Genomic DNA, 12,210 nt, shown 5'->3' on the forward strand with positions numbered 1-12,210 from the left:
AAAATTGGCAAGTGATTAACGATTTTGGATGAGCATTGTAATACGGTTTTCCTGCCCTGACTCAAGTGCCTGTTTCAAAATCAGGCGGTTGGGTAAAGGGGCATTTTCGTTATAGCTTAAATCGACTGTCCAACCATCTTCAATAAATTGTGTCGGGCGCTGTTGGGGATCTTTTTGAATTTGTGCATTCACTGTTGCAGGTCGGGCTTGTACCCAATCGACCAAGTGGGTGATGGGCGCTTGCCAACCTGTGGCTTGTTCTAACAGTTCTTCAGGACTTTCGGCATAAATCAACCCTGTTTTGGCACTGTTGAGGGTGACTTGTCCCGGTTGTCCACTAATTTGCGTTTTACCCACACCCAAAATACCGCTCAGTTCAATATCAAACTGCTGTTGCTGCTGCACCCAAGTAAAAAAGGCACTGCCAGACTGCTGCGGAGTGCGCACGCCAATTTTGCCTTGCAGGTTAAACTGATTTTCGGCTTCAACTTGCTGTGAAACATGGGCAGGAGATTGCACAAAAGGCTGACAACCTGTGATGAACAGACTGGTACTGACAAACAGGGTAAGACCTAATTTTGAGAATAAACGCATAAAATCACTTAACTCTTTTTAACGGGCTGCGCTAACAATAGCGAATTTAATTGTTGCAATTGCGGATCATTCGGATGATTTTGTTGTAATTGTTGTAACACTTGGCTGAATTTTTGAATATCTCCTTGCATATACAACGATTTTGCATAACGTGAGCCAATCGCGGCACTATGACTCAGCGCGTAGGCTTTTTCCAAAGCCTGTGCCGAAGCAGTGTAGTCATTTTGCAAATAGCTGACATAACCTAAAGTATCTAAAATAGAGGCTTGTTCAGGTGCAAACTCAAGTGCTTGCTCTACATAGCGACGCGCTTCATCCAAACGACGATTTTGCAGTGCAAGAGTATAGGCGTAGGCATTTAAATAGGTTGGGCTGTTCGGCTCAATTTCCAGTAACTTGGTGAGCAGTTGATCCAGTTTGTCTTTTTCCTGATGTGCATCCAATAGTAAGACTTCTGAATAGATCAGGTCAGGATCATCGGGCAGGTTTTTGATGGCTTCATCTAACAAACGCAGAGCTGCTTTTTTATTGTCCATGCGTTTTAAAATATCGGCCTGTGCCTGATATAAAAAACTGGCATGCTGCGGATAGTTGACCCGTTCCTGCGTTAAAAAGCGCAGGGCATCGTTCAGTTTATCTTGCTGGGCAAAAATACTGATCATGTTGCGACGTGAAACCGTATAGAGGCTACCATCCACCAAACGATAATAGGCTTTGGCTGTTTCAAAGTGCTGTTTACGTTCGGCATTGACTGCCAAATAGAAATAGGCTTCGTTTTGATATTGGGCTGAATAGCGCAACTCTACTAAATATTTTTCGGCTTTTTCGTATTGTTTCAAGTCAATACTGGTCAAACCTGCAATAAATAAGGCTTCATCTTCCGTAGGCCATTTTTTTAAAATAGCTTCTAGCTTTGTTAGCGCCAAAGTTGCTTCATTTTTTTTGACCAAATATTTGGCTTCGGCTAAACGGACTTCAAAATTATTTTTGTGTTTACGGCTAGATTTAGCATACCAAGCTGCCGTTTCTTCTTCATTGCCAAGTACGCTCAACAAATTGGCTTTCATTAAAATATAGCCAGTGACTTTCGGGCGTTTGCGCAACGCTCGGTTAATGGTGTCGAGCGCGGCTTGATATTGTCCATTTTGCGCTTTTAAACCTGCAATCAATACCAAAATAGATGGATTGTCTTTGGCTTTGCTGGTGCGCAGGGCTTGAATCAGAAATTCACGGTCTTCTACAGATTCAGGGGAAATTCCCGCCAAAATTTGTTCTAAGTCAGCCGTGGCATCAATATTTAGAATTTTATCTAAGGTTTCTGCAGCCAAGTCATATTCATGCGCTTTGAGTGCAATGTGCGCCAAATAAAACAGTGCAGGGACATCGGATGGTTCTTGTACCACCCAATGTGTTGCAATATCTAATGCGGCACGTAGGTCATTTTGTTCAATGGCAATATTCAGGGCGCGTTGTTTAATGGAAGTCGAATTGTTCTTAATTGCCAAGACCGTGTAGTTGTGTAATGCAGTTGGAATATCGCCATAAGCCAAGGCAAATTCTGCCACCATGGTTTGTTTTACCGCATTATAATTTGAATTTGCATGATAAATTTCTTCAGATGCTCTAAGATGAGCAACTGAAGCCATGCTACCGACCAGTAAGAATGTGGTAGAATATTGCTTAATTGTCGCGCCGTATGGTCGGCTATTTGTTTGACGCAATTTTTCTTGATCCAAGTAATGCTTTTTATGACACCGTTATTGCACAATAGCATAAATTTAGCGAAATGATGATCTGATATGTCTTTCTTTGCATTGGGTGTCAACCATCAAACCGCCTCTGTAGAGTTGCGCGAGCAAATTGCATTTAACCCAGAAAAGTTAAGTGCCTTACTTGCTGAGCAAAGCCAACATCCCGAACTGAATGATTTGGTGGTGGTGTCTACCTGCAACCGTACCGAAGTCTACGCCATGTCTGAACATCCAGAACAGGTGTTGGATTGGCTTGCACACGTCAATGGTATTGATGCGAAGCAATTGAGTCGTCATGTTTATCGTTATGAAAATGCACAGGCGGTGTCGCATTTAATGCGCGTAGCCAGTGGGCTAGATTCACTCATGTTGGGTGAGCCGCAAATTTTAGGTCAGGTCAAAACTGCGCTGTCTTTAGCCAAAGACTCACATACGGTTTCGCAACAACTCAACCGAATTTTTGAATATGCGTTTTATGCTGCCAAACGGGTACGTTCAGAAACTGCCGTAGGCAGCCATGCCGTGTCTATGGGTTATGCGGTTGCGCAACTGGCGTTACAAGTATTTAGCCATCCTGAAAAACTAACCGTGATGGTGGTGGCAGCAGGCGAAATGAATAGCCTTGTAGCGAAGCATTTAGCTGAGATGGGCGTCGCTAAAATTTTAATTTGTAACCGTACCCGCGCCCGCGCCGAAACTTTGGCACAAGAAATTGCGCATCGGGTTGAAGTTGAAATTATTGAATTTGATCAGTTAGTAGCCAATTTACACCGCGCTGATGTAATTTCAAGCTGTACGGGTAGTTTGCATCAGGTGATTGCTTATCCTGAAGTGAAAGCAGCGTTAAAGAAACGTCGCTATCAGCAAATGTTGTTGGTCGATTTGGCCGTACCACGTGATATTGATCCTAAAATTGAAAATTTGGATGGCGTGTATTTGTACGGGGTCGATGACCTGCAAAGCGTGATTGATGAAAACTTGGCGCAGCGTCGTCAGGCGGCTGTGGAAGCAGAGCTAATGGTCAATCAGCTTGTGACTGAGTTGGTGACCCATCAAAAAGTTCAGCAAGCAGGTGCGACCATTCATGCTTACCGTGAACATGGCGAAAGCTTGCGTCAGGAAGAATTAAATTTGGCGATGGCGCGTATTGCCAAAGGTGAAGATGCTGCACAGGTTCTGCAGGAATTTTCCTATCGTTTAACCCAAAAACTGCTGCATCCAACTTCTATTTTATTGCGTGAAGCAGCCAAAGGTGATGAGCCTGAATGTTTTGAGTTTATGCAGGAAAATTTAGCAGCGACTGCCAAACATCGTCGCAAATAAGCAAGATTAACGTGATTCACAAAAAAGATTTTTGATGATACAAACTTAATCTAATCAGATCGCTTATTCCTCTAACAAGGTCAGCGATCTTTTTTTATCAATTTCATAAATTTGATGTTTCAAGCGCTTCATTTCTTCAATGCTGCTGAATTTTTTGGAGCGAATTTTTTGCTGTAAGCAGTCGTATTGCAATTTGGTTGAAAAATCCTGCGCCAACTTATCAACATGCTCAGGAGAAGTTGTGTAATCACTGACATTGGCTTGTTGTAAAATGCGCTGTAATTCATAGTGATACGCTGAGCATGCACCCAAAATATAATATTTGGCTTGTTCAGGATCATCGGGTAGATCATCAAAAATAGTATTTAAAATATTTAAGATTTGGTGTAGCAGATGATCATTTGGAATCAGCGCACGTAACGGTTCAAAGTGAATATACAAATACGGGTGATTGATTAGAATCGCAATCACATATTCTTCGGCATCGACTTTGGTGCTAAAACTCAAAGATGCATCGTTATTGGTCTGTGCCTGCCATTTACGGTTAAAGCCTAACTTTTCACGGAAAAACTGTTGCAGCAAATAGCGATAAGAACCCGTTTTGGGCAAAAGTTCGGTCAACTGCCGCAGTTCACCCATGACCTGACTTTTGCCTTCAGGGGTACTGATATTATGGTTTTGGGTGAGATGCGCAAAGACAAAATCTGATAGCAAAGGTGCTTGATCTAATAAACGTCGGAAATTTTCGATGCCTTCACGACGAATAAGTGAGTCAGGGTCGTGCTCATTGGGCAAAACAAAGAACTTCAGTTCACGTCCATCATTGAGCAAAGGTAGTGCAATTTCTAGTGTGCGACGTGCGGCTTTTTGACCTGCGGCATCGCCATCAAAAGCGATGGTAATGCGGTTGTTTTGGCGGAACAGAATATTTAAATGATCGGTATTACTGGCTGTACCGAGTGTCGCTACAGCACCATGAACGCCGTATTGCTGCAAGGCAATCACATCCATATAGCCTTCGACCATTAAATAATCTTGGGCTTTTTGTTTGCGTCCTTCATATAAACCATAGAGCAATTGGTTTTTATGAAACACTTCCGAATCGGGCGAGTTGATGTATTTGGGTTTGATTTCATCATTAAGTGCGCGACCACCAAAGCCGACCACACGTCCTTTGCTGTCACGGATTGGAAAAATCACCCGATCACGTAATAAATCGAAGTCACGTCCCTTGTCACTGGTACGAATTAAGCCTAGCAGTTTTAAACCTGCAATGTCTTGCGGAAAGGCTTTTTCTAAATGCTGCCAATCTTCGGGTGCGTAACCCAAGCGCCAAAACTGCAAGGTTTGTGCGGTTAAACCACGTTTTTGAAAATACTGTTGCGCGGCAGGGCTGTGCGGCAATTGCTGCTCATAATATTGCGCTATATTTTCTAGCAAGTCGTATAAGTTGCCTTCTTGTGCAGGTGTGTCCTGCATGGTGTCCCATTGCTCAAAACCTGCAAACGGGTCGGCATTGTTTTGAAATTCCGAGTTCTGAAATTCCGAGTTTGCGTATTCAGCACTTTGAAACTCGGCAAAAGGATCAAAGTCGATGCCAGAAGCTTCAAAAGTATGTTCGCTTGATGTGGTTTGAGCTGCAGAAGTTTCATTCTGGTCTTTTGCTGTTGGTTTGGGTTGAGCTATCGGTGTTGGCTTTTTGGCTTCACGTTTATAAGAGAGTTTTTTATTGTCGTGCTGATCTTTTGGGAGTTCGATGCCTGTTTGACTGGCCAAGTCTTTCATGACATCTACAAAATTGCGGTTATCAATATCCATTAAAAAACGGATGGCGTTACCATTTGCCTGACAGCCAAAGCAATGATAATACTGCTTGTCACGGTAAACGTGAAAAGACGGGGTTTTTTCCTGATGGAACGGGCAACAGCCCGAATAGGTACGACCAGTTTTTTTTAATTTCACGCGCTGACTAATCAGATCGACAATATCAGTGCGATCTAAAATTTGATCAATCGTGTGCTGTGGAATGGCCATACGGTTTTGTCTGTTATCTCTTGGTAGTGAAAGGTTCGCCGAACAGGTTGAATACATCAGACTGTGCTGATTGACTCAATGAGTATTCTCTTTTGTATCTTTTTCTAGGACAGGAAACAAGCCCATAAAAGAACAAAGGGCAAGTATCATAACTTGCCCTTTGCATTTTTCAAAACTGAAAAATCAGTCGGAATGGTTTTATTCAGTGCTGTCGTTTTGAGATTTTGGACGATCGAGCAAGCCAAAACTCAAACGGTTGGTGAGGCTGCGTGATGGCTCTGCTTGTGCTTTAGTATCTGACTGTTGTGCTTCGGTGCTGCTTTGCGCTTCACGTCCGAAAATACCCAAAGTTGCACGGTTAATCCAGCTTGCGTCATGACGGGCAGCACGTAAATTCACGCTACCATCTGCTTTAACCAAATTTGGATAGTTCAGTTTCAACACATCAATATATTGTTGAGCTGTGGCTTGATCGCCCAGTTTGCCATAACCATAAGCCACCGTTGCCAACGCTTCTGGAATTTGCGGAGTTTGCGGATAATGCTCAACTACCCACAATGAACGCTCTACTGCAGCCACCCATGCTTTACGTTTAATGTTATAACGTGCTGCATTCATTTCGGCTTCTGCCAGTTCCTGACCAATAAACTGCATACGCTGTGCAGCATCTACCGCATAAGTGCTCGATGGATAGCGACGGATAAAATCGACAAAGTTTTGATACGCTAGTTTTAAATAGCTGACATCACGGTGCGCTTGCTTGAGCGAGGTATAACGCAACAAACCATCATAGTTTTGTTCCATATTCGCTACGCCACGTACATAGTAGGCATAATCGGCTTTAGGATGCTGCGGGTTCATGCGGATAAAACGATCTGCAACAGCAATTGCGCCTTCATAATCTTTTTGCTGGAATTTTGCATACAACAATTCAAGCTGCGCCTGCTGCGCATAATCACCCGTTGGGTAATAGGTTTCTAAAGCTTCAAGATGCTTAACGGCATCGGTGTATTGACCACGATCCAGTGCTTTTTCTGCTTTTTCAATATAAACTTGTTCGCTAGATTGCGGACCAGTATCGACCACTTCTTTTTTTGGATTGCTGCTACAGCCCACAATTGCAGACGCAACGCCGAGTGAAAGAGCAAGCATTGTTATTTTATAACGTGGTAGCGACATAAAAATTCCTCTGTTAATACGGGCAATGAGCTACAATTGCGCTATTAAACCACTTTTGTCTGAATGAGCAAATGAGTCAAGCACAATCTACCCATTCCAATTTACCTGAAACTGAGTTCAATTTACTTGAAGATGCTGAGGATGCAGATAACCATACTTCAGACTCAACTGCAACACGTTTATCGTTGCAATTTCAATTGGATGACAGCCACTTAGGACTACGCATCGACCAAGTTGCAGCCATCATTTGGAGTGAATTTTCACGTGAAAAGCTAAAACAGTGGCTCAAAGACGGTCATTTGTTGGTAAATGGTAACACGGTCAAACCTAAATATAAGTGTGAAGGTGATGAGCTTCTTACCCTAGAAGTCGAGCTTGAAGCGCAAACCCGCAGCCTGCCTGAAGATATTCCACTGGATATTATTTATGAAGATGATGACATCATGGTGATTAATAAACCTGTGGGCATGGTGGTGCATCCGGGGGCGGGAAATAGCTCTGGAACTCTGGTAAATGCCTTGCTGCATCATTATCCAAAATCGGCAGAGTTAACTCGTGCAGGTTTGGTGCATCGTATTGATAAAGATACTTCGGGTTTGCTGGTGGTTGCCAAAAATCTGGAAGCACAGTTTGCCTTGACCAAGCAACTGGCGAAAAAGTCAGTTTATCGTTTATACGACTTGGTGGTGTACGGCAACATGATTGCGGGAGGCACTGTCGATGAGCCGATTAAACGCCATCCTGTAGATCGAGTGAAAATGGCTGTTTTGCCGGGCGGCAAAGACGCCGTCACACATTACAATGTTAAAGAACGCTTTCAGCATTTCACTCGTGTTCAGGCGCGTTTGGAAACTGGACGTACTCATCAAATTCGTGTGCATCTAAGTTATATTGGTTATGGTTTGGTTGGCGATCCTGTTTATACGCCACGTGTACGTGTGCCAGCAGGCGCATCGGCATTATTAAACGATACCTTGCGTAACTTTAAACGTCAGGCCTTACATGCCGTCAAACTCGGTTTGGTGCATCCACGTACTCAAGAAGAAATGATGTTTGAAGCGCCGTGGCCTGAAGACTTTAAACAATTGGTAGACGTGTTACGCAGTGAAAATGCTGCCTATTAATTGTTGCATAGACAGCATTAACAAGATCAACTCAGATACGGCAATGCCAGAAAACGACTAAGGATAGATTTATGCAATTTGTTCAAGGATTACCTGCAGGTGTGTATGTTGGGCAAACCCGCATACAACATGTGCAAGCTTTAGCGACAGACTGTGCCGATGTATCTGGTTTTAATCTGGCGCTCCATGTGCAGGATGATGCATGGCGTGTGCAGCAGCATCGTATGAGTTTACTGGCAGAGTTTGCTGAATATGGGGTCGATAAAATGACGTGGATGACGCAAACACATAGCGTGTTGTGTCAGACCATTAATGAGCAAATCACTTGTGAAGCTTTAGAAGGCGATGGTTTGGTCACTCAGCGTAAAGCGCATGCTTTAATGATGATGACCGCAGACTGTTTACCTGTGGTTTTGGGCAATGCCGAAGGCACTGAGGTTGCGAATCTGCATGCAGGCTGGCGTGGTCTTGCCAACGGTATTATCGAAAACACCATCGTCGAAATGCAAAGTGCTCCAACATGGGCGTGGTTGGGTGCGGCTATTAGTCAGCCGTGTTTTGAAGTTGGGGCTGAGGTGAAACAGGCATTTTGCGATAAATATCCTGAATTAGACACGGCTTTTATTGCAGGGCAGCAGCAAGGTAAATATCTTGCTGACTTGTATGCGATCGCGCGTTTTATTTTGCAGCAGCATGGTGTTACAACGGTCTTGGGCGGTGATCAGTGCTCGTATCAACAAGCCGATGATTACTATTCTTACCGCCGTCAAGCACGTACAGGACGTATGGCAACATTCGTGTTTATGCAGGCTTAGTGTTAAACTTGACTTAATTATTTGGTTTTAAACATTCTCATGTCAGTGACTCATTCAACATCTTCTTGCGCTGCTATTCGTGTGGCGGTGGTTTATCACAGTCCTTATGGTCATACTGCTAAGGTGGCACAGCATATTGCACAAGGTGCTGCGCAAATGGATGCTCAGGTGACTTTGATGGATGTGGCTGAAATTGAATGGGATAGCCTAGATCAAGCCGATATTATCATTATGGGCTGTCCAACTTATATGGGCAGCATTACTTCGGCTTTAAAACAGTTTATGGAGCAATCGTCTAAGCGTTGGTTGGCCAGAACTTGGCAGGGCAAACTGGCGGCAGGTTTTACCAATGGCGGTGGTTTAAGTGGCGATAAACTGGCGGTGCTGCAACAAATTAATTTATTTGCGATGCAGCATGGCATGTTGTGGTCAGGTTTACCGTTTATGCCGACAGGGCGTAGTCCACACGATATTAACCGCATGTCGAGCTTTTTGGGTTTAATGACGCAGTCTGATAATGCCAGTGTTGAAGTTACGCCACCCGAAGGTGATTTGGAAACTGCAGTCAAATTTGGTAAATATTTGGTGGAATTAAAACTTAAAGACTAAGCATTTTTAGTTTTACAACTTCCATAAAAAATGCTCGATGTTGATCTCGAGCATTTTTTATGGGCGGAATGTGCAAAATTATTTGTGCATCAAACGTGCTTTATCACGCTGCCAATCGCGGTCTTTTTCAGAAGCGCGTTTATCGTGCAATTGTTTACCTTTCACCAAAGCAATTTCAAGCTTCGCTAAAGGGCCTTTCCAATAACATGCTAAAGGTACGCAAGAATAACCTTTTTGATTGACTGCACCCATCAACTTTTCAATTTCACGTCGTGAAAGTAAGAGTTTGCGGGTACGGGTCGCTTCAGGCACTACATGCGTTGAAGCCGACAAGAGTGGTTGAATTTGTGCACCAAATAAAAAGGCTTCATTGTCACGAAACAGGATATAACTTTCGGTAATAGTCATACGTCCTGCGCGCAAAGATTTGACTTCCCAACCTTGCAAAGAAAGTCCTGCTTCAAATTTTTCTTCAATAAAATAATCGTGGCGTGCACGTTTATTCTGTGCAATTGTTCCGCCCGTATTTTTTTTAACTACAGTTAGCTTCGCCATATTCAATTACTTCCAAACTTATGACTATTGTGCCTCAAACCAAGGCTTGCTGACAAATCAAAATCATCACAACTGTTGGCTAAACTGCTTTGATATTTCATAATTTGGTAGACTTTGTTCACTAAATTTTTTTGTATTTGTTAAACTAACTTTGACAAAACCAACTAGAGCATAATGGATGTCTAAAACTCGCGTAATTTATCCGGGCACCTTTGACCCGATTACTAATGGTCATATTGACTTGGTGACACGTGCTGCAAAAATGTTTGATGAAGTCGTGGTCGCAATTGCCATTGGACATCATAAAAATCCAATTTTTACTTTGGAAGAACGTGTGGAATTGGCACAGGCATCTTTAAAGCATTTGCCTAATGTTGAATTTGTCGGATTTGATGGTTTATTGGTTAATTTTTTCCGTGAGCAAAATGCGACTGCAGTTTTGCGTGGTTTGCGTGCTGTTTCAGATTTTGAATATGAATTTCAGTTGGCAAATATGAACCGTCAATTAGATGCGAAATATGAAGCGGTATTTCTGACTCCTTCAGAGCAATATTCATTTATTTCTTCTACATTAGTTCGTGAAATTGCACGCTTAAAAGGTGATGTGACTAAATTTGTTGCACCTGTTGTGGTCGAAGCCTTTGAGCGTAAATTACGACAAGGTTGGTAGCGTGTCTTTATATATTACCGATGAATGTATTAACTGTGATGTCTGTGAACCTGTATGCCCAAATGAGGCAATTTATATGGGTGAGCTGATTTATGAGATTAATCCAGCATTATGTACTGAATGTGTAGGACATCACGAGCAGCCGCAGTGTCAGTTATTTTGCCCAGTCGATTGTATTCCGCTCGATCCAGAGCATGTAGAAACACAGGAACAATTGCTGGAAAAATATAAAAAACTGATTGCTCAAAAAAGCGCAAGCAATTAACTTATAATTTTGCTAAGATGCGCCTTCGAAGTGAACCAGACGATCGCTGCTGTGGAGGTCTCCGTGACTGAAACAGGGGAGGAAAGTCCGGGCTTCATAGGGCAGGGTGCCAGGTAACGCCTGGGCGGCGTGAGCCGACGGAAAGTGCAGCAGAGAGTAGACCGCCTTCATATGGTTTCTTTTTCGGAAGAAATTGAAGGTAAGGGTGAAAGGGTGCGGTAAGAGCGCACCGCATGGCTGGTAACAGTTCATGGCATGGTAAACCCCACCAGAAGCAAGACCAAATAGGAATCCTGAGGTACGGCCCGTACTGGATTCGGGTAGGTCGCTTGAGCGTATGAGTGATTGTACGCCTAGAGGAATGATCGTTCTCGACAGAACCCGGCTTATCGGTTCACTTCACCAAATTTTAAGCAATTGATGCGTGATAAGGCTTGACGTTGCCTAGATTACAGCAGATAATGCGCGCACAGTTTTTGGCTATGTAGCTCAGTTGGTTAGAGCACCGCACTCATAATGCGGGGGTCACAGGTTCAAGTCCCGTCATAGCCACCATTTTTCAGACCACGTTCACTAACGTGGTCTTTTTTTGTTTAAAATTTATTTGTGCAATCTATTTGAGCTGTATCTAGTTGAATCTGCATTTGTAGGTTTTGAATCTGTTGCCAATTGGCTTGTTGATCAGAGTGAGCAAAAATTTTGGCATCGACCTGATTTAATTTTTTTAGCGAAATGTGTTGTGATGCACAATAACGCCCTACAGCACGCTCATAAGCCAGTTGTTGCTGCGCTGCAGCATTGAGTTGATGTGCCGTTAAAATCTTTTGCTGCCCTTTGGCATAAGCAACCAAGACACGTCGGTCTGCGATGCTATAACTCATTTTAGAATTAATAAATTGCGCAACATCACGCCGTACACCGTTGTAATCTACAAAAATAGGTGAAACCAAAGCGCAGGAACTTAAGCCAACAACAAGGCTACTCAGTATTATAGACTTCAAGATCATGGTTGAATTTATTCTCTTTTTTCTGTGTGACTTGATATAGATTTTGCTGCAAATATTTAAGAATCTCCGTAAGAAAATAGTAATTTGATTAAAATTAAACAAATTGCACTGTTTTTGCTTAAACTGTGAGCGTTTGTAAATTAAAATACTTGACGATGCAGGGCTAAGTTTAGATAATGCGCACACAGTTTATGGCTATGTAGCTCAGTTGGTTAGAGCACCGCACTCATAATGCGGGGGTCACAGGTTCAAGTCCCGTCATAGCCACCATTTTTATAGACTAA

12 protein-coding genes, 2 tRNA genes and 1 other RNA gene are annotated in these 12,210 nt (G+C 43.0%); 9 read left to right on the forward strand and 6 right to left on the reverse strand.

All coding sequences use genetic code 11. The features are described 5' to 3' along the window. Positions 1-15: 15 nt before the first annotated feature. Together lolB and FTT91_RS06290 are read right to left on the reverse strand one after the other, a co-directional pair. Positions 16-594, reverse strand: a complete 579-nt coding sequence (gene lolB / locus FTT91_RS06285; protein WP_180169158.1) for a lipoprotein insertase outer membrane protein LolB — start codon at positions 592-594, stop codon at positions 16-18. Positions 595-602: 8 nt separating this feature from the next. Further along, a complete protein-coding gene (locus tag FTT91_RS06290; RefSeq protein ID WP_179989237.1) occupies positions 603-2,315 on the reverse strand; it encodes a tetratricopeptide repeat protein in 1,713 nt (570 codons plus the stop codon). Positions 2,316-2,393: 78 nt separating this feature from the next. On the opposite strand from FTT91_RS06290, the gene hemA reads away from it, so the two are divergent. Beyond that, positions 2,394-3,668: a glutamyl-tRNA reductase gene (gene hemA / locus FTT91_RS06295; RefSeq protein WP_180169159.1), complete on the forward strand. Its 1,275-nt coding sequence runs from the start codon at positions 2,394-2,396 to the stop codon at positions 3,666-3,668. A gap of 63 nt (positions 3,669-3,731) precedes the next feature. Here the strand turns inward: hemA and FTT91_RS06300 are convergent, their stop codons facing one another. Both FTT91_RS06300 and FTT91_RS06305 read right to left on the reverse strand, forming a co-directional pair. Continuing rightward, on the reverse strand, positions 3,732-5,702 hold the full coding sequence (locus tag FTT91_RS06300; protein ID WP_180061197.1) for a DNA primase: 1,971 nt from the start codon (positions 5,700-5,702) through the stop codon (positions 3,732-3,734). Between the two features lie 198 nt (positions 5,703-5,900). Then, positions 5,901-6,881 (reverse strand): outer membrane protein assembly factor BamD, encoded by a 981-nt coding sequence (locus FTT91_RS06305; protein WP_178866169.1) that lies wholly within the window; start codon positions 6,879-6,881, stop codon positions 5,901-5,903. A gap of 71 nt (positions 6,882-6,952) precedes the next feature. On the opposite strand from FTT91_RS06305, the gene rluD reads away from it, so the two are divergent. The 3 genes from rluD to FTT91_RS06320 all read left to right on the forward strand — a co-directional run bounded on the left by rluD (position 6,953) and on the right by FTT91_RS06320 (position 9,429). Continuing rightward, the gene (rluD, locus tag FTT91_RS06310; RefSeq protein WP_004972212.1) at positions 6,953-8,005 is read left to right on the forward strand and encodes a 23S rRNA pseudouridine(1911/1915/1917) synthase RluD; all 1,053 of its coding nucleotides are present in this window, start codon (positions 6,953-6,955) and stop codon (positions 8,003-8,005) included. Positions 8,006-8,076: 71 nt separating this feature from the next. After that, a complete protein-coding gene (gene pgeF / locus FTT91_RS06315; RefSeq protein ID WP_167845845.1) occupies positions 8,077-8,820 on the forward strand; it encodes a peptidoglycan editing factor PgeF in 744 nt (247 codons plus the stop codon). A 39-nt stretch (positions 8,821-8,859) separates the two neighbouring features. Next, a complete protein-coding gene (locus FTT91_RS06320; protein WP_004972210.1) occupies positions 8,860-9,429 on the forward strand; it encodes a flavodoxin family protein in 570 nt (189 codons plus the stop codon). Positions 9,430-9,507: 78 nt separating this feature from the next. Here the strand turns inward: FTT91_RS06320 and smpB are convergent, their stop codons facing one another. Continuing rightward, positions 9,508-9,984: an SsrA-binding protein SmpB gene (gene smpB, locus FTT91_RS06325; protein WP_004972209.1), complete on the reverse strand. Its 477-nt coding sequence runs from the start codon at positions 9,982-9,984 to the stop codon at positions 9,508-9,510. A 178-nt stretch (positions 9,985-10,162) separates the two neighbouring features. On the opposite strand from smpB, the gene coaD reads away from it, so the two are divergent. The 4 genes from coaD (at position 10,163) to FTT91_RS06345 (ending at position 11,474) form a co-directional block, all read left to right on the forward strand. After that, complete coding sequence (gene coaD, locus FTT91_RS06330) at positions 10,163-10,654, forward strand: pantetheine-phosphate adenylyltransferase (protein WP_004972207.1); 492 nt, start codon at positions 10,163-10,165, stop codon at positions 10,652-10,654. Between the two features lies 1 nt (position 10,655). Then, positions 10,656-10,919 (forward strand): YfhL family 4Fe-4S dicluster ferredoxin, encoded by a 264-nt coding sequence (locus tag FTT91_RS06335; RefSeq protein WP_004972206.1) that lies wholly within the window; start codon positions 10,656-10,658, stop codon positions 10,917-10,919. A 27-nt stretch (positions 10,920-10,946) separates the two neighbouring features. After that, positions 10,947-11,324, forward strand: an RNA gene (gene rnpB, locus FTT91_RS06340) — RNase P RNA component class A. Positions 11,325-11,397: 73 nt separating this feature from the next. Further along, positions 11,398-11,474 (forward strand) — tRNA-Met (locus tag FTT91_RS06345). Positions 11,475-11,512: 38 nt separating this feature from the next. Here FTT91_RS06345 and FTT91_RS06350 read toward each other — a convergent pair. Beyond that, on the reverse strand, positions 11,513-11,926 hold the full coding sequence (locus tag FTT91_RS06350; RefSeq protein WP_004972205.1) for a hypothetical protein: 414 nt from the start codon (positions 11,924-11,926) through the stop codon (positions 11,513-11,515). A 193-nt stretch (positions 11,927-12,119) separates the two neighbouring features. On the opposite strand from FTT91_RS06350, the gene FTT91_RS06355 reads away from it, so the two are divergent. Further along, a tRNA-Met gene (locus tag FTT91_RS06355) sits at positions 12,120-12,196 on the forward strand. Positions 12,197-12,210: the final 14 nt, after the last annotated feature.

Source organism: Acinetobacter sp. YH12021 (assembly GCF_013420145.1).
GTDB classification, from domain to species: domain Bacteria; phylum Pseudomonadota; class Gammaproteobacteria; order Pseudomonadales; family Moraxellaceae; genus Acinetobacter; species Acinetobacter towneri.